The following is a 15,996-nucleotide window of genomic DNA, read 5'->3' on the forward strand; positions in this document are numbered from 1 at the left end:
CTTACTTCTGAATCATAGACTTTATGGTGCGAGCTTCTTTGTTCGACGCCATGTAAGCTCCCTGACGGAGCGAATCCTTGCGTTTGCGGGATTTTTTTGTAAGAATATGATTCTTTCCTTGCTGGGCGCGCTTAACGCGACCCGAAGCGGTTACGCGAAAACGCTTTTTCGCGCCGCTGTGACTTTTCATTTTTGGCATAATATATTCCTCCGATAAAGTTATTTTTTAGGTGATAAAATCATGAGGATGTTTCTACCCTCAGTTGTGGGCTGTTTGTCGATTACAGAGTCTTGTTCTACGATTTTATAAAAATCGTGCATAACTTCAACGCCCAAAGCGGCGTGCGCCTGTTGGCGTCCTCTCATGCGAATGGAAACTTTAACTTTGTCGCCGTTGCGCAAAAACTTTTGCGCCGCTTTCGCTTTGGTTTCAAGGTCGTGAGTGTCTATCGTCATAGAAAGCCAAACTTCTTTAAGCTCGGTGACTTTTTGATTCTTGCGCGCGTCTTTTTCACGCTTTTGCATTTCGAACTTGAACTTGCCGAAATCCATTATTTTGCAAACGGGCGGTGTCGCGTTGGGGCTGATTTTTACAAGGTCGAGATTTTTGGAATCGGCTATGCGATTTGCTTCCGCAGCCGACATTATACCGAGTTGGGTATTGTCGTCGTCTATCACGCGGACTTCACGGTCGCAAATTCTGTCGTTCAACTCAACGTCTCTGAGATTGATAATCGTATTCCTCCACAAAAAAATTAGAGCGAAAGCAAACTTCCGCTCTAAAACACATAACAAAATTTTACGGTTACGCTGTTTTATGAACGCGGCGCGACGCAAGTCGGCCGGTGAAACGGAATTCCGTTTGCTTTCTATAAAAACAGTATACAACTACTTTAACAAAAAGTCAACCGTTCAGCACACCTTTTTGTCTATTTCTTCCAAGAGTTTTTCAAGAAGTTCGGTAAACTTCATTTGCCCTAAGTCCCCCGCTCCGCGCGAGCGAACGGAAACGCAATCGTTTTCAGCTTCTTTATCGCCTATTATAAGCATATACGGGATTTTTTCCATTTGAGCTTCGCGGATTTTGTAACCGATTTTTTCGTTTCGGTTGTCAGACTCGGCGCGTATGCCGGCTCTTAACAGTCTTGCCGTAATTTCATCCGCTTTTTCGGCGTTGCGCTGAGTAAGCGACAGCACGCGCACCTGCGTAGGGCTGAACCACAACGGGAAAGCCCCCGCATATTTTTCTATAAGCATTGCGAGAGTTCTCTCGTAGCAACCTATCGAACTGCGGTGAATAACGTAAGGCGTGCGTTTTACGCCGTCGGCGTCCACATATTGCATGTCAAAGCTTTCGCCTGCCGCAAAATCCAACTGAATTGTGAAAAGGGTGTCTTCCTTCCCGTATACGTTAGTTCCCTGTATGTCGAGCTTAGGTCCGTAGAAAGCCGCTTCGTCGTCGGCTTCCACATATTGCAACTTTAAATCGTCGAGTATGGTTTTCATCATCGCTTCGGTGGAATTCCACGCCTCGTCGTTATCAATGTATTTATCGGATTTAACATTGCCGCGTTTGGAAAATCTGTACGTTACGTCGTTTCGCATTCCGAGACAATCCAAAAGATAATACGTTAAATCGAGGCACCCTTTGAATTCTTCTTCCACCTGTTCTTTCGTGCATATAATGTGCCCGTCCGAGAGAGTGAATTGCCTCACGCGAATAAGACCGTGCATTTCGCCCGAAGCCTCGTTTCTGAATTCGGTGGCGGTTTCGGAATATCTGCAAGGAAGGTCGCGGTAAGACTTTAAACCGTTTTTATAAATCTGATATTGAAACGGGCAAGTCATAGGACGCAAAGCCATGATTTCCTCGTCCTTTTTAGCGGCTTCGCCATGCTCGTCAACCTCGCCCAAAACAAACATTTTGTCGCGGTAATGCGCCCAGTGCCCCGATATTTTATAGAGGTCTGATTTCGCCATGTTGGGAGTGCGGGTAATCATAAAACCGCGCTTCGCTTCTTCGTCTTCAACGAACCTTTGCAAAACCTGCAATATTTTAGCGCCTTTGGGCATAAGAATAGGAAGCCCTTGCCCCACAACGTCACTCGTCATAAAAATACCCAAATCGCGCCCGAGTTTGTTATGGTCGCGGCGCTTAGCCTCTTCCATACGCTCGATATATTCGTTAAGTTCGGATTTTTTTTCGAAAGCGGTGCCGTAAATGCGCGTAAGCATTTTATTTTTCTCGTTGCCGCGCCAATATGCGCCCGCAATTTGAGTCAATTTAAAGTTTTTAACTTTTCCCGTGCTCGGCAAATGAGGTCCGCGACACAAATCGGTAAAACCGCCCTGCTTAAACAACGTTATTTGCGCGTCCTTAGGCAAATCGTCTATAAGTTCGATTTTATACGGCTCATCGAAGCCTTTCATTTGAGTTAGAGCCTGTTTCCTTGTAACAACTTTTTTTTCTATCTGAAAATCGGCTTTAACGATAGCCTGCATTTCCTTTTCTATTTTTTCGAAATCAGCTTGCGTAATGGGTTCTTCGAAATCGAAATCGTAGTAAAATCCGTTTTTAACAGCCGGTCCTATCGCAAGCTTTGCTGTGGGATAAATATTTTTAACTGCCTGCGCCAAAATATGCGCCGTAGTATGGCGGTAAACTTCCCGACCTTCTTCGTCTTTAAAAGTAAGAATTTGCAATTCGCAATCGGAGTCGAGTTTCTCGTTAAGCCCTATAAGCTCGCCGTTCACTTTTGCCGCAAGCGCGACGCGAGCAAGTCCTTCGCTAATCAACGCTGCCGCATCCGCCGCCGATATGCCCGATTCGGCTTCGATAACGTTACCGTCTTTCAATGTGATTTTGATTTTCATATTTGTTCTCCTCAAAAAAAATCCTTCGGCATAACAGCCGAAGGACGAGTTTTATTCGTGGTTCCACCTTCGTTCGTTGCAAAAAGCAACCTCAATACGCGGAATTGCGTCCGCATACGCTTTCCTACTGCGGCGGTTTCGAATCCGACTACTCTTTTACGCACGCTCTCAGCCACGACGCGCGCTCTCTTATAAACGTTTTTCGGCTCTACTTGTCCGCGATTTACGGAAAATTCATTTTTTATAGTATAGCACCCGCAACAAACGTTGTCAAGAAAAATAAGTCAATTTCGGCGCAAAAGAACCTATAATAACGCCGCAACTTTTTCTACTACGCTTATTTTTATTTGTAAAACAAGAAATGTAATGGTATAATATAGTCAACGTAACTTTGGAGGAAAAAATGTCGGCAGTAGCAATAGTGTGCGAATACAACCCGTTCCACACAGGTCATGCGTATCATATAGCCGAGTCGAAAGCGATATGCGGCGCCGAAACCGTAATAGGCGTTATGAGCGGTTTTTTTGTGCAACGCGCCGAACCCGCTTTCATAATTCCGTCGGTGCGCGCGAAAGCCGCCGTAATGAGCGGCATGGATTGCGTAATACAGTTACCCACCCTGTTTTCTTGCGCGGCGGGCAACGTTTTTGCCGAAGGAGCGGTGAGAATTATTTCCCGTATTCCCGAAATAAAATATCTTGCGATGGGAACCGAAAGCGACGGAAATATATTGCGCGAAGTTGCGGATATTCAATTAAAACAACCGCCCAAATTTTTGGAAGCGCTAAAAAGCGCGCTTAATAAAGGATTACCTTACGCCCACGCAATAGCTGACGCCACAACAAAAGAACTGAACAGCACGGCTCAACTGTCGGAAATTTTAGCAAAACCGAACAACATACTTGCAATAGAATATTTAAAAGCTATAAAAAAGTTGAACGCAAAAATCGAACCTGTGTTTGTGAAACGCAAAGGAAACGGCTACAACAGTTTGAAAACCGACGGAGAATATATTTCTGCAACTGCGGCGCGAAAATTATTCGAACTTAAAGATTACGACACATTATCTAAGTATATTCCCAAACAATCCTTTGCCGCCATAACGGAAGAATATTCGCGGTTTCCCGTCAACCCTTTTATATACGACGCGCTAACCGTGTTTTCTTTGCGCACAAACGATATAAGTTTGTCGCCCGATTGTGCGGAAGGGCTCGACATTAAAATAAGCGAATGCGCAAAACGCTATGCCTCGCTATGCGATATATTAAACGCCGCAAAAAGCAAACGATACACAATGGGACGAATAAAACGAGTATGTTTGCAAACGCTTCTCGGAATAACGCACGACTCCCAAAGGTTATACGAAGAGGCGGCGGGAAAAGTAATAGCCGTAAAAAACGACAAAAAAAGTATTTTAAAAAAATTAGTCGGCGTTGCGATTAAAAACACCGACTATAAAAAGCTTGGAAAGGACGCCGAACTTTGCGCCGAAATAGACGGCAGAGCGGGCGGAATATATTCGCTGATAACTAAAAGAGACGGCAACGCTTTTTGGAACGGGAAACTCGAAACGGTGTAACCGAATTACGCAATTACTTCGAAAATCTGCGGCAACATTTCTTCGGCGGCAATACGTCCGCATTCTATTGAATACGCATTGTCTTTAAAGCGGTAGGTAGACCTGTTGCCCTGTTCGGGCACAATTACCAAATCCGCTTTTTTTATGTTTTCGCGGCAATTTTGCCAATCCATTAAAAGATAGCTTCGCTCCAACATGCCGAAAAGCCCGTTCGGTTCGAAATCGGTGCTCGGCACCCCGCCCAACGCGTCTACCGCTATCACAACGTCGGCGCCCATTTCTTTGCAACAGTCTATAGGAATACGTTCTAATATTCCGCCGTCAACCAAAATTTCATTGCCGGAAGAAACCGCATGAAATGCTACGGGTATAGACATACTCGCCCTCATTGCGTCAATCACTTTTCCGCTATCGAACACTTTAAGCGTTCCACTCCGAACGTCGGTTGCCGTAGCTCTGAACGGAATCGGGCACTCCTCTATATTTATTTCACCTATCAGCGGCTTAATTACGTTTACGGCTCTTCTGCCTTTAACAAGCCCGCACTTGCTATATGATATGTTTATATCGAGCACAACGCTTTGATTTATTTTTTCGGCTACCGATTTCAGCTTTTCAAGCGGCACTCCCGCGCAGTAACAACCGCCCACAATAGAACCCATAGAGCATCCCGAAATGCAATCTATGGGAATATTGTTTTCTTCCAACACTTGCAAAACGCCTATGTGGCAAAAACCGCGAGCGCCGCCGCTTCCGAGCGCAATACCTATTTTTTTTCTTTGAGTTTTCGCCATTGCTAAATTCTCCTAACGGGCAAATATTCACGCGCACGCCGTAAAAAATTTTACTTGATTTTTTCAGCTAAATTCAATATCAGGCGTTCGGTTTTTTGCCAACCGAGACAACCGTCGGTAATAGACTTACCGTATACGGTTCCGTCGGGCGGTTGATTGCCGTCTTCTATATAGCTTTCCACCATAAGCCCTTTAATCATACCGCTTAAATCGTCGCAATTATTTTTCAGAGTAAGAACTTCATCGGCTATACGAATCTGCTGGAACGGATTTTTATTGCTGTTGCTGTGGTTCGCGTCTATGATAACTGCCGGATTTAGCAATTTTTGCTTGTCGTATGCCGTTTTCAGTTCAACAAGGTCTTCGTAGTGGTAGTTAGGGCGATTATTGCCGCTCATATCCTGACCGCCTCTAAGCACAGCGTGCGCGAGAGGATTACCGCAAGTTTTAACCTGGTTAGCATGATATTGAAACTCGCTTCCGAGTTGAGCCGCGTATACGGAATTCATCATTGCCGAAATGCTTCCGTTCATAGGGTTTTTAATTCCAACCGGCACTTCTATTCCGCTCGCAACAAGTCTGTGCTGTTGGTTTTCGGTAGAACGCGCCCCAACCGCCACATAAGACAATACGTCTTCGAGATAGGCATAATTATCGGGATAAAGCATTTCGTCAGCCGAAGTAAGCCCGGTTTCGCGCACAACTCTTATATGCATGTGTCTAAGTCTCAAAATACCTTCTTGAATATCGGTTCCCTTATGCGGGTCGGGATTATGAAGCATTCCTTTGTAGCCCTCGCCGCGTGAGCGGGGCTTGTTTGTGTATACGCGCGGCACTACGAAAATTTTGTCTTTTACTTTTTCTTGAATTTCGGCAAGTCGCAACACATAGTCGCAAACGGCGTCCTCATTGTCGGCCGAGCAAGGTCCTATAATAAGCACAAAACGCTTATCTTTGCCCGTAAAAATATTTTTAAGTTCGGCGTCGCGCAAGCTCTTTATTTTTTTTAAAGCGTCGCTAAACGGCACTTGTTCCGATACCTCTTCGGGCGTCATGACTTTTCGCACTATTTCAAACATAATTTTTCCTTAGCAGCAATATTTTACGAACTTTTGCCTGTTTTAACAATCATAGCCCCGCGCAACTCTTCGCGGTTATTGCGTATCATTGCAAGCGCGGATTGTAAAAATTGTTCCACGTCGCGGAACATAACGTCTAAATGGGCTTTCGTTTTGTCAACCAAAGCATCGCACTGCATATAGGCGGTTTCCATAAGCTGTTTCGCTTCCAATTCAGCGCGTTTGATAAGCTCGGAATTGTCTATTATATGCTCTGCGCGTTCTTCCGCTTCGCGAATGGTGTTTTTTGCAACACTGTCTGCATTTTCGAGAATTTTTTGCTTGTTGTCAACCACATACGCCGCTTCTCTCAATGAATCGGGCAAAGCATTTCTTATTTGCCGCGTAAGCTGCACGCATTTGCCTATGTCGATTTTTTTTGTGAATAGCCCGCCCTTGCGGTCGCCAAGCTCATATTCGAGCTGTTCTATAAGCTGCATTAAATCCATGTTGTCAGCCCCTCCTGCCGTAAACTTTTTCAACAGATTTTCTTGCCGATTCGCAAACATATCCCGTAAGCGAACCGCCGGAAAGCGCGAGGTCGCGCACAATCGTGCCTGATATATGCGAGAATTCAGGCAAAGAAATCAAAAACACCGTTTCTATATCTTTCCACTGCGATTTATAAACTTGCGAAAGCGACTTCTCGTATTCAAAGTCTTTAAACGTGCGCAAGCCGCGCACAACGGTGCTTGCACCTATTTCTTTCGCAAAATCGGTTAAAAAGCCGTCGAACGTATAAACGCAAACGTTCGATATGTCGGCGACGGATTTTTTGACTATTTCGGTACGCTCTTGCAAAGTCGCCACACAACGCTTATTGCCCGTGTCGGCGGCAACCCCTATATAAAGATGTGTAAAAAGTTTCGCCGCGCGAACGGCAATATCGTAATGCCCGAGCGTAAACGGGTCGAACGAACCCGCAAGCAATCCTATGTCAGTCATTGATTTCCTCCGATTGAGCGATGAACGAAATACTCGTGTTCCCGCAATTACGCGTATTTATTATAACCGATACGGGTAAATTGAGCAAGCTATTTTCACGCGAATGTTCCACAAAAATTAAGCCGTTAGGGCTCAACAATTTTTTTTCGATTATAATTTTAATCGCATTTGCTTCGATTTTGTCGTGATACGGCGGGTCGAGAAGAATTAAGTCGAAAGGCTCGTTAAGCTTTTCGAGAGCCACGCGGTAATCGGTGTTAAACACCTTATACGGCTCTGCAATGCCTTTTAAATTCTCGTATGTAAGCTTAACTGACTGAGGCGATTTATCTACGAAAACCGCAGATTCGGCTCCGCGAGAAAGCGCCTCTATTCCGAGTGCGCCGCTCCCGCAAAACAAATCGAGAACTTTTCCGTGCAAAGCATTTCTGCTTGCGAGAATATTGAACACCGTTTCCTTTATTCGGTCGGTTGTGGGGCGCACGTTGTTGTCGGACGGCGGCAGTAGCTTTTTGCCTCTGTATTTGCCTGCAATTACTCTCATATCAGTTGTCGAACGACCTCAATTCGCTTTTGATTTCGGCATGACGTTTTTTTAGCTGCAAAATTTTGCGAATATATCCGAATACAAAAACGCCCGCCACAATTAAAGTGTAAGGAATAAACACAGCCAAAGTGAGCGGAGTTGTTACGTCGAGCTTAATAACTTTTACCGACGAAAACAACAACGCTACGGGAAATTCGAAAATCATTGCCGCAAGACGCAAGGCGTTGCTTTTGAGAATAACCGCGATAACATACACAACCGTAAGCGGCACCACAAAACCCAAAACATGAAAAACGCATTTATAGTAGGGAATTTCAATGGGCATTTCTCCGTGCAAATCGGAAAGAGTGGTTTTTGCGTGAGCCTTAAACAATCTTTCTCCCTGCGCCTTTCCCTGAGTGAGCGCAATATAAATCGTAGGCGCTATAAAAATAAAGCTCACGACGATTCTCGCCCACGCTGGAATTTTGTCGCTCACTATAAATATTAAGCTGAACAACGAAAAAACAAGAGAAAAGCCGAGAAGCGAAATCGAACTCACGGCGTATCTGCCTATTTCCTTTTTGGTCTCTTTTGTCATTTTATTCTCCTTATAACCCTATCGGGCGTTATAATAATATCCATAGGAATGTCCGTTAAATCATGCTCGAATTTACAAAATTGTTCTTCGAAAGCAAGTCCTACTTTAAGCCCGCCCGCAAACTTTGCAAAATATCTGTCGTAACACCCCGCGCCGTATCCTATTCGGTGACAATCCGAATCGAATCCGAGAAGCGGTACAAAACTAAGTTCGGCTTGTCCGTCGAAAAAAGAATCGGGCGAACGTATAATATTGCCGTAATTGTCCGTTTCGTTCAAATTTGCCGACGGCGGAAACATAACCGCGCGCATAAATCCGCTTTTGTCGGTATGCGGCACAAATACCTTAGTATTTTGTTCAAGGCTCCGTATTATTCCGTGCGTGTCAACTTCGGAGTTCATGGAAACGTATATAAACACGCTGCCGAACCTCGAAGCCAAATCAAGCGCGCGGCTTGCTATTATTGCGTTTTTTTCGTCGCGCCCCGTAATTTCGGAACGAACTTTCATAAGTTTTTTTCTAAGCAGGGTTTTGTCCATTTATTCTCCGATATATTCTCGTCTTACGCGGCGGGAAAAGCCCGTAAGAACTTCGTAGCATATTGTTCCGTACGACGTAGCCAACGCCTCGCACCCGTATAAAGAGCCTATAATTCGCGCTTCGTCGCCTACCGAAACATTTAGCCCGCTCACGTCCGCCATAGTAGCATCCATGCAAACCTGCCCCGCAATCGGGCACAAAGAACCGCCTATTTCCACATATCGCGGAATATTACACGCCGTGCGCCTGAATCCGTCGGCATAGCCTACGCCGAGCACCGCCACTCGCCTGCATTTGCCGCTGAGCCATTTGCCGTAGCCTATGTTTTCGCTTGCGCTCACGTCGCGTATTTGAGTAATTCCGCACGATGCCGTTATCGCGCTTTTTACATGCGAATTACCGTAGCCGTAAAGCACTATTCCCGGACGAACCATATCGAGGTGCATATATTGAGGCAAAACGGCAAAATTGCTTGACAAAATGTGTTTTTGCGGTATGTAGTCGGAAAGCGGGTCAACACATTTCATAAACTTTTCGAACTGTTCTTCGGCGGCGCAAAGAGTATATACATGAGAAAAAACACTCTTTACTTTAAGCCGTCTTTTTTTTGCCTCCATAAGCATGGAATCGAGAGACGCGGGCGGAGCACCGTAGCGGTTCATTCCCGTGTTCACCTTTATATTCACAGCTGTCGTCCCTCGCTTTGCAACAAACTCCATGTCGTCCGCCGAGCTAACCGACGGATATATTCCCAAGCTGTAAGAACATGAAACGGTTTTATCGGGCAACGACAATATGTTTATAGGTTTATCTGTAAGTTCTCTTGCCTCGCAAGCTTCGCCTATGCTCGAAACTGCAAATTCGTCGGCGGCATCAAACGCGTCGAGCGCCTTTATTCCGTGCCCGTAGGCGTCCGCTTTCACAACCGCGCAAATCTTTGCGGAAGTCAGCTTTTTTAACTCGGCAAGGTTGCTTTTCAGAACGCTCATATTCACTGTAAGACGTAACGCGGGTACCACCTCCGCTGCCGTTTTACATTTATTTATGCCGTAGCAACGCGCAATGTGCGAGCTAATCGCTTTTGTTTTTCAGTTTGAGTTTTGCAAATTGCGCGGCAAGTTGGGCTTTTGCCATTTTGTATTCGTATGCGGATTTTGCTTTCCGTTCGCGTTCTTGCAACTCGCATATTTCTTTGTCTATAATATCGGCGTCAATCTCGTGCGGCCATTCGCAAGACTGGGTGAGCACGGTTACTCCGTCTTTAAGCACCGACACAAATCCGTCCGAATTTGCCGCTTCCATCCACCTCCCGTTTCGTCTTATTTTCATAATGCCCGATTGCAAAACGGTTACGAGCGGCAAAGTTCTATACAGTATGCCCATTTCTCCGCTAACCGTATTCACAACAAGCGACTGAACCTCTCCCGAAAAAAATTCGCGTTCGGGCGTTACTATATTCAATTTAAAACTTTTTTCCTCAGTCTCGCCCATACCTTACCTACATTCCTTTCGCCTTTTTCTTAACTTCGTCGAGGTCGCCGACCATATAAAACGCGCTTTCGGGATACTCGTCGGCTTTGCCCGACAATATTTCGTCGAAACATTCAACGGTTGTTTTAACGGGAACGTATCTTCCTTCCATGCCCGTGTAAACGCTTGCCACAAACATTGGCTGCGAAAAAAATCTTTGAATTTTTCTGGCGCGATACACCGTGCGTTTGTCATCTTCTCCGAGCTCGTCCATTCCGAGTATGGCTATTATGTCTTGAAGCTCGGCATATCGCTGTAACGTTTCCTGCACTTTTCGAGCGACCCTGTAATGCTTTTCGCCCACAACTTGCGGCTGTAAAATCCTGCTACCCGATTCGAGAGGATTAACGGCGGGATAAATTCCCTGTTCCACCACTTTGCGGGAAAGCACGGTTGTGGCGTCCAAATGAGTGAAAATCGCCGACGGCGCGGGGTCCGTCAAATCGTCGGCAGGAACGTAAACCGCCTGTATCGAAGTAATGGAACCGCTTTTCGTTGTGGTGATTCTTTCTTGCAACGCACCCATTTCAGTAGAAAGCGTCGGCTGGTACCCCATAGCGCTCGGCATTCTTCCGAGCATTGCCGAAACTTCGCTTCCCGCTTGCACAAACCTGTATATGTTGTCGATAAAAAGCAACACGTCTTTGTTCATTTCGTCGCGGAAATATTCGGCAAGCGTCAGCCCTGTTAGCGCTACTCTCATACGAGAACCGGGCGGCTCGTTCATTTGCCCGAATACCAACGCGGTTTGCGAAAGCACTCCGCTTTCGGTCATGTCTCGAATCATTTCGTAGCCCTCGCGGCTCCGTTCGCCCACGCCCGTAAAAATAGAATAGCCGTTGTGCTCATGAGCCACGTTGCGTATAAGCTCCATAATAAGCACCGTTTTGCCTACGCCTGCCCCGCCGAAAAGTCCTATTTTTCCGCCGCGAGCATAAGGAGCGATAAGGTCTATCACCTTAATACCGGTTTCTAACACGCGCACAGACGGCGACTGTTCCGAAAATTCGGGCGCTTTGCGGTGAATAGACAAAAACTTTTCGCATTTTATTTCGCCCTTTTTATCTATCGGCTCTCCGAGAACGTTCATAACTCTTCCGAGAACGCCCTCGCCTACCGGAACTTTTATATGTTCGCCCGACGCATAAACGGGCATTCCTCTGCTCATTCCTTCGGTGGAACGCAAAGCTATGCAACGGGCAACGCCGCTCTTAACGTGGCTGAACGTTTCGAGAGGAACGGAAAAAGAACCGTCGGATTTTACAAGCAATTTTTCGTGTATTTTGGGCATATAAGCGCCGTCGAATTCCACGTCTACAACAGGTCCCAAAACAACGGTAACCTTGCCTATATGAACGTTTTTGTTTTCGCTATTCACAGTTGCCGTACCCTCCCATAGACGCGGTGATAATTTCCGACAATTCGCCCGTAACAGATTCTTGACGCGCTCTGTTATATTCGAGTTCGAGACTTTCGAGCAATCTCGACGCGTTTGTTGTGGCGCTGTTCATAGCGCTGTGTCGGGAACTGTGTTCGCACGCCGAACTCTGAATTAACGCCCCGTATATCATGCCCGTTAAATATTGAGGAATAAGCAACGACAAAACTTCTTCGGCGCTCGGCTCGTATTCGAGCTCGTGCAACGCAAATTCCTCGCCCGCGCTCACTTCGTTTTCGTGAACCACTTCGGCACGCTCGAACGGCAACAACCTTATTTTCTTAGGGCTCATTTTTCCGTGCCCCGCCATCTCGGTAAAAATGATATACGCGCCGTCTATAACTCCGCCGATAAACATTTTATATAGCTTTTCGCTCATTTCGGCGGCTTCGCTTATAGTAGGATTATACGAAGCGTCCGCAAAAGCAACGTCCGCCGCAATTTTTCGAGAGGCAAAAAACTCGCAACACATTTGCCCTACGGCAAACAAATGCGGCTCGCGCGCGCCGAGCATTTGACTACGGGCAAATTCAAGCACGGCATGATTGAATCCTCCAGCTAATCCTTTGTCGGACGCAATAACAATAAACGCCTCTTTCCCGTTTTCCTTAACGGACGAAAAAACTTTATGTTCCACACCCTTAGTATACAGAACTATATTGCTTATCGTTTTTCTTACCGTTTCGAAATACGCTTTGTTGCTCTCGTACCGACTCAAAGCTTTTTGCATTTTCACAACGGAAATCGTTTCCATAGCGCTCGTTATTTTCCGCGTGTCTGAAATGCTCTTTATTCTGTGCTTTATGTCGGTTATATTCTTCATTCTACTCCTTAAAATAAACCGCGCCGAATTCGTTAACGGCATCTTCGATAGTAATTCCCGCTTCCATATTCAAATCGCCCGAAGCCTTTACCGACTGAACGACATCGGGATAATGCGCGTCGAGGTATTTTAAAAACTCTTTGTTAAAATCCGCAATATCTTTCACAGGCACTTTTTTTAAAAGCTCTTTAACCGCCAAGTATAACAGCACTATTTCATGCTCAACGTCTAACGTGGCGCGTTCTTCTTGCTTTAAAGTTTCGATAATTCTTTTACCCTGTTCGAGTTTTGCCGCAGTGAGCGGGTCAAGTTCCGAACCGAACTGCGCGAACACTGCAAGTTCTCTGTATTGCGAAAGGTCGAGGCGAAGTTTTCCGCTTACCTTTTTCATTCCCGCAAGTTGTGCCGCCGAACCTACGCGCGACACCGAAAGTCCTACGTTTACCGCAGGGCGAATCCCCGAATTAAACAACTCGCTTTCAAGATAAATTTGTCCGTCGGTAATCGATATTATGTTTGTAGGAACATACGCCGAAATGTCGCCCGCCATAGTCTCTACAATGGGTAGCGCTGTAATGGAACCGCCCCCGTTTTCGTCCGACAGCTTTGCGGCGCGTTCGAGGAGCCTCGAATGTAAATAGAAAATGTCGCCGGGATATGCCTCTCTGCCGGGAGGACGCTTTAAAAGTAAACTCATAGCCCTATACGCAACCGCATGTTTGGAAAGGTCGTCGTATATAATGAGCACATCTTTCCCTTTGTGCATAAATTCTTCGGCTATTGCGCATCCGCTGAAAGGCGCAATATATTGAAGCGGCGCCGAATCTTTCGCGGTTGAACAAACTATCACCGTATAACTCATGGCGTCGTGCTCGTTTAAAGTGTGCAATATTGCCGCGACGTTACTCGCTTTTTGCCCTATGGCAACGTAAACGCACACAACGTCTTTGCCCTTTTGATTTATAACGGTGTCTACCGCAATCGAAGTTTTTCCCGTTTGGCGGTCGCCTATAATCAATTCGCGCTGTCCGCGCCCTATCGGCACCATAGAATCGATTGCAAGGATACCCGTTTGAAGCGGAGTGTCAACTCTGCCGCGCTCCGAAATTTCGGGAGCGGGAGCCTCTATCGGTCGACGGGAAGCGCCTTTAATAACGCCCAAACCGTCTATTGGAACGCCCAACGGATTTATCACTCTTCCGAGAAGTTTTTTACCTACGGGCACTTCCACTATTCGTCCCGTAGCTTTAACAATCATGCCCGCCGAAGCCTTATCTTCTTCGCCGAGAACAATCGCGTCAACCTCGTTTTCGTACAAGCCGAGAACAATCGCATCGGTAACGCCGCCTATATCCAAAAGTTCGCCGTATTTCGCGTTGCGCAATCCGTCGATTTTAACAACGCCGTCGCCGCTAAACTTAACTCTGCCCGCAGGCATTGCGGAACGGTCGAGCGACACGGAATTTATCTTTCCGCGCAGGCGTTCTTCTATTCGGGTAATTTCTTCTTTGTTCATATTCCCGCCTACAATAAACTGCGTTTGAGCTTTGCCAACCTTCCCGCAACTGTGGAATCGTAATAATCGTTTCCGTCTATAATCAGTAAGCCGCCCAAAAGCGCCGCGTCTACGCTATAAGAAAACTCCACCGCGCCGGAATGTTTTTTGGAAAATATTTTTTCTATGCGGGCTTTGTCTTTTTCGCATAATTCGCTCGCCGAAAAAACCGATACTTTTTCAGTCATTTTCCCACTCCGACAGACTTTCGTCTATAATCTTGCGGTTATCTTTTTCGTTCACTTCGCGTTCGAGTATTTTTTCGGCAATTTCAATCGCTATATGCCCTACGGAATCGTGAAGTTCGTGTTGCATTCTGTTACGCTCCGTCAACGCTTCTTTCCGAGCGTTTTCCAAAATCGCAGCCGCTTTGTTCTGAGCTTCTTCCACAATTTCGGCGCCGCGTTGCGCCGCGCGGCGGCTTATTTGCGCACTCTCTTCAAGAGCCTTTTGCTTCATGCCGTCGCATCTTTCCTTGAAAGTTTCGGTTTCTTCTCTGAGTCGAGCGTTTTCTTTTCGAATGTTTTCGAGTTTATTTCTGTGATTCGCAATAATTTTTTTAACAGGCTTATACAAAAGAAAATACAGCGCCACAATCAGTATCGCCAAATTAACGGCGTGAAATAGAATTTCCCAACCGCCGAGACCGAGTTTTTCGAGAATTTCTTTCATACCCGAATTTAAAGCACCATTATAAGAATTGCCACAAGCACGCCGTAAATAGCGGTAGTTTCGGCAAAAGCAAGACCGAGCATCATAGAGCTGCGAATTTTCTTCTCTGCTTCGGGCTGGCGCGCGATTCCCTCTACCGCCTTGCCTGCGGTTATGCCCATTGCGATTCCAGCGCCTAATCCTGTGAACGCCGCGATTCCCGCGCCGATTGCGGTTAATCCGTCAACCGAAGTTAAGAACGTTATAACCGCCGTAAATACCGATAATGTCATTTTGGCAACTACCTCCAAATTTTTTCAGTCAGTCTATTGCTTCGCCTATAAAACTCATAGAAAGGAACATAAATATATAACTTTGAATGAGCGCGTGAAATAAAGTGAAAATTACCGAACCTACGGCAGGCAACGCCACGCGGGCAAAAATCGGCAAGCCGTAAATCAAATGCATTATAATGTAGCCTGAAAACACGCTGCCGAACATTCGCAGAGCAAGCGACACCGGCACAACCACGTCGCTTATCACGTTAATGGGATTACAATAATGAATAAGCCTTTTAGCCTTTTTTTTGCGAAATCCGAAAAACGCAATTAAAACAAACGACATAAAACCCAAAGCGAGCGTGGCGTTTAAATCGCTTGTGGGAGGGCGCAAACCTGTAAGCTCCATAAGTGTGCCGAGCGCTATAAATGCCGCGCACGAAAAATAGAAAGGTCCTACGAATCCGCCGTAAGCTCCGTTTTGCTCGGTTGCCGACGAATCGAACATGTTCACCATAGACTCTATAAAAAGTCTGAACCCCGAAGTACGAGAGTCGTCGCGCCGCCAACGCGGAATACAAAACACACGCACCGCAACAGCCAACAAAATGAGCGCGAGCGTAGTTATAAGCGCGCTTACCATAGTGTTGGTAATCGGCACGGGGCCGATGTGAAAAACGGTTTCGGGCGGAATGGATACGTCCACCTTTACCGATAATGCGACGGGCAAAACTGTCATTTTTA

At 46.2% G+C, this 15,996-nt stretch carries 20 protein-coding genes; 1 reads left to right on the forward strand and 19 read right to left on the reverse strand.

What is annotated here, in order from left to right; translation table 11 throughout:
• Nucleotide 1: 1 nt before the first annotated feature.
• The 3 genes from rpmI to thrS form a co-directional block, all read right to left on the reverse strand.
• Entirely contained in the window at nucleotides 2–199 is a 198-nt protein-coding gene (gene rpmI / locus NFR62_RS02310) for a 50S ribosomal protein L35 (protein WP_251613165.1), read from the reverse strand.
• 20 nt (nucleotides 200–219) lie between these two features.
• Entirely contained in the window at nucleotides 220–711 is a 492-nt protein-coding gene (gene infC, locus NFR62_RS02315; RefSeq protein WP_251613167.1) for a translation initiation factor IF-3, read from the reverse strand.
• Between the two features lie 201 nt (nucleotides 712–912).
• Nucleotides 913–2,874 (reverse strand): threonine--tRNA ligase, encoded by a 1,962-nt coding sequence (gene thrS / locus NFR62_RS02320; RefSeq protein WP_251613170.1) that lies wholly within the window; start codon nucleotides 2,872–2,874, stop codon nucleotides 913–915.
• A gap of 403 nt (nucleotides 2,875–3,277) precedes the next feature.
• Between thrS and NFR62_RS02325 the strand changes: the two genes are divergently transcribed.
• A complete protein-coding gene (locus NFR62_RS02325; RefSeq protein ID WP_251613173.1) occupies nucleotides 3,278–4,453 on the forward strand; it encodes a nucleotidyltransferase family protein in 1,176 nt (391 codons plus the stop codon).
• A gap of 5 nt (nucleotides 4,454–4,458) precedes the next feature.
• On the opposite strand, the gene NFR62_RS02330 is transcribed toward NFR62_RS02325, so the two are convergent.
• From NFR62_RS02330 to NFR62_RS02405, 16 genes are all read right to left on the reverse strand, one after another.
• Nucleotides 4,459–5,247 carry a patatin-like phospholipase family protein gene (locus NFR62_RS02330; protein ID WP_251613177.1) on the reverse strand — a complete coding sequence of 263 codons (789 nt, stop codon included), beginning with the start codon at nucleotides 5,245–5,247 and terminating at the stop codon, nucleotides 4,459–4,461.
• A 50-nt stretch (nucleotides 5,248–5,297) separates the two neighbouring features.
• Entirely contained in the window at nucleotides 5,298–6,329 is a 1,032-nt protein-coding gene (locus NFR62_RS02335) for a 3-deoxy-7-phosphoheptulonate synthase (RefSeq protein ID WP_251613501.1), read from the reverse strand.
• A 20-nt stretch (nucleotides 6,330–6,349) separates the two neighbouring features.
• Nucleotides 6,350–6,814, reverse strand: coding sequence for a magnesium transporter CorA family protein (locus NFR62_RS02340; protein ID WP_251613181.1), 465 nt, complete (start codon nucleotides 6,812–6,814; stop codon nucleotides 6,350–6,352).
• A 4-nt stretch (nucleotides 6,815–6,818) separates the two neighbouring features.
• Nucleotides 6,819–7,310 carry a pantetheine-phosphate adenylyltransferase gene (gene coaD / locus NFR62_RS02345; RefSeq protein ID WP_251613183.1) on the reverse strand — a complete coding sequence of 164 codons (492 nt, stop codon included), beginning with the start codon at nucleotides 7,308–7,310 and terminating at the stop codon, nucleotides 6,819–6,821.
• A complete protein-coding gene (gene rsmD / locus NFR62_RS02350) occupies nucleotides 7,303–7,854 on the reverse strand; it encodes a 16S rRNA (guanine(966)-N(2))-methyltransferase RsmD (RefSeq protein WP_251613185.1) in 552 nt (183 codons plus the stop codon). Before rsmD ends, coaD begins: the two co-directional genes overlap by 8 nt.
• A 1-nt stretch (nucleotide 7,855) precedes the next feature.
• Nucleotides 7,856–8,437: a hypothetical protein gene (locus NFR62_RS02355; RefSeq protein ID WP_251613189.1), complete on the reverse strand. Its 582-nt coding sequence runs from the start codon at nucleotides 8,435–8,437 to the stop codon at nucleotides 7,856–7,858.
• Nucleotides 8,434–8,976 carry a 5-formyltetrahydrofolate cyclo-ligase gene (locus NFR62_RS02360; RefSeq protein ID WP_251613216.1) on the reverse strand — a complete coding sequence of 181 codons (543 nt, stop codon included), beginning with the start codon at nucleotides 8,974–8,976 and terminating at the stop codon, nucleotides 8,434–8,436. The genes NFR62_RS02355 and NFR62_RS02360 overlap by 4 nt, the downstream gene beginning before the upstream one ends.
• On the reverse strand, nucleotides 8,977–9,966 hold the full coding sequence (gene alr / locus NFR62_RS02365) for an alanine racemase (protein WP_251613219.1): 990 nt from the start codon (nucleotides 9,964–9,966) through the stop codon (nucleotides 8,977–8,979). It abuts the gene before it with no gap.
• Between the two features lie 82 nt (nucleotides 9,967–10,048).
• Nucleotides 10,049–10,468, reverse strand: a complete 420-nt coding sequence (gene atpC, locus NFR62_RS02370) for an ATP synthase F1 subunit epsilon (protein WP_251613222.1) — start codon at nucleotides 10,466–10,468, stop codon at nucleotides 10,049–10,051.
• Nucleotides 10,469–10,475: 7 nt separating this feature from the next.
• Nucleotides 10,476–11,885, reverse strand: a complete 1,410-nt coding sequence (atpD, locus tag NFR62_RS02375; RefSeq protein ID WP_251613225.1) for a F0F1 ATP synthase subunit beta — start codon at nucleotides 11,883–11,885, stop codon at nucleotides 10,476–10,478.
• Nucleotides 11,878–12,768 (reverse strand): ATP synthase F1 subunit gamma, encoded by an 891-nt coding sequence (gene atpG / locus NFR62_RS02380; RefSeq protein ID WP_251613229.1) that lies wholly within the window; start codon nucleotides 12,766–12,768, stop codon nucleotides 11,878–11,880. The genes atpD and atpG overlap by 8 nt, the downstream gene beginning before the upstream one ends.
• 1 nt (nucleotide 12,769) lies before the next feature.
• A complete protein-coding gene (gene atpA, locus NFR62_RS02385) occupies nucleotides 12,770–14,284 on the reverse strand; it encodes a F0F1 ATP synthase subunit alpha (RefSeq protein WP_251613232.1) in 1,515 nt (504 codons plus the stop codon).
• Between the two features lie 8 nt (nucleotides 14,285–14,292).
• Complete coding sequence (locus tag NFR62_RS02390; RefSeq protein ID WP_251613236.1) at nucleotides 14,293–14,511, reverse strand: F0F1 ATP synthase subunit delta; 219 nt, start codon at nucleotides 14,509–14,511, stop codon at nucleotides 14,293–14,295.
• Nucleotides 14,504–14,995 carry a F0F1 ATP synthase subunit B family protein gene (locus tag NFR62_RS02395; RefSeq protein WP_251613239.1) on the reverse strand — a complete coding sequence of 164 codons (492 nt, stop codon included), beginning with the start codon at nucleotides 14,993–14,995 and terminating at the stop codon, nucleotides 14,504–14,506. The genes NFR62_RS02390 and NFR62_RS02395 overlap by 8 nt, the downstream gene beginning before the upstream one ends.
• An 8-nt stretch (nucleotides 14,996–15,003) precedes the next feature.
• Nucleotides 15,004–15,267, reverse strand: coding sequence for an ATP synthase F0 subunit C (gene atpE / locus NFR62_RS02400; protein ID WP_251613242.1), 264 nt, complete (start codon nucleotides 15,265–15,267; stop codon nucleotides 15,004–15,006).
• Between the two features lie 28 nt (nucleotides 15,268–15,295).
• Nucleotides 15,296–15,991, reverse strand: a complete 696-nt coding sequence (locus NFR62_RS02405; RefSeq protein ID WP_251613245.1) for a FoF1 ATP synthase subunit A — start codon at nucleotides 15,989–15,991, stop codon at nucleotides 15,296–15,298.
• Between the last annotated feature and the right edge of the window lie 5 nt (nucleotides 15,992–15,996).

It is taken from the genome of Pumilibacter muris (genome assembly GCF_943193045.1).
In the GTDB taxonomy this organism is placed as follows: domain Bacteria; phylum Bacillota; class Clostridia; order Christensenellales; family Pumilibacteraceae; genus Pumilibacter; species Pumilibacter muris.

What these genes read in the sequence shown, in the direction of transcription:
- atpA (WP_251613232.1), bottom strand. Translation starts at nt 14,284, where the DNA reads ATGAACAAAGAAGAAATTACCCGAATAGAAGAACGCCTGCGCGGAAAG.
- NFR62_RS02395 (WP_251613239.1), bottom strand. Translation starts at nt 14,995, where the DNA reads ATGAAAGAAATTCTCGAAAAACTCGGTCTCGGCGGTTGGGAAATTCTA.
- thrS (WP_251613170.1), bottom strand. Translation starts at nt 2,874, where the DNA reads ATGAAAATCAAAATCACATTGAAAGACGGTAACGTTATCGAAGCCGAA.
- atpG (WP_251613229.1), bottom strand. Translation starts at nt 12,768, where the DNA reads ATGAAGAATATAACCGACATAAAGCACAGAATAAAGAGCATTTCAGAC.
- alr (WP_251613219.1), bottom strand. Translation starts at nt 9,966, where the DNA reads ATGAGCGTTCTGAAAAGCAACCTTGCCGAGTTAAAAAAGCTGACTTCC.
- NFR62_RS02340 (WP_251613181.1), bottom strand. Translation starts at nt 6,814, where the DNA reads ATGGATTTAATGCAGCTTATAGAACAGCTCGAATATGAGCTTGGCGAC.
- rsmD (WP_251613185.1), bottom strand. Translation starts at nt 7,854, where the DNA reads ATGAGAGTAATTGCAGGCAAATACAGAGGCAAAAAGCTACTGCCGCCG.
- atpC (WP_251613222.1), bottom strand. Translation starts at nt 10,468, where the DNA reads ATGGGCGAGACTGAGGAAAAAAGTTTTAAATTGAATATAGTAACGCCC.
- NFR62_RS02325 (WP_251613173.1), top strand. Translation starts at nt 3,278, where the DNA reads ATGTCGGCAGTAGCAATAGTGTGCGAATACAACCCGTTCCACACAGGT.
- coaD (WP_251613183.1), bottom strand. Translation starts at nt 7,310, where the DNA reads ATGACTGACATAGGATTGCTTGCGGGTTCGTTCGACCCGTTTACGCTC.
- NFR62_RS02355 (WP_251613189.1), bottom strand. Translation starts at nt 8,437, where the DNA reads ATGACAAAAGAGACCAAAAAGGAAATAGGCAGATACGCCGTGAGTTCG.
- NFR62_RS02390 (WP_251613236.1), bottom strand. Translation starts at nt 14,511, where the DNA reads ATGACTGAAAAAGTATCGGTTTTTTCGGCGAGCGAATTATGCGAAAAA.
- NFR62_RS02360 (WP_251613216.1), bottom strand. Translation starts at nt 8,976, where the DNA reads ATGGACAAAACCCTGCTTAGAAAAAAACTTATGAAAGTTCGTTCCGAA.
- NFR62_RS02405 (WP_251613245.1), bottom strand. Translation starts at nt 15,991, where the DNA reads ATGACAGTTTTGCCCGTCGCATTATCGGTAAAGGTGGACGTATCCATT.
- rpmI (WP_251613165.1), bottom strand. Translation starts at nt 199, where the DNA reads ATGCCAAAAATGAAAAGTCACAGCGGCGCGAAAAAGCGTTTTCGCGTA.
- NFR62_RS02330 (WP_251613177.1), bottom strand. Translation starts at nt 5,247, where the DNA reads ATGGCGAAAACTCAAAGAAAAAAAATAGGTATTGCGCTCGGAAGCGGC.
- atpE (WP_251613242.1), bottom strand. Translation starts at nt 15,267, where the DNA reads ATGACATTATCGGTATTTACGGCGGTTATAACGTTCTTAACTTCGGTT.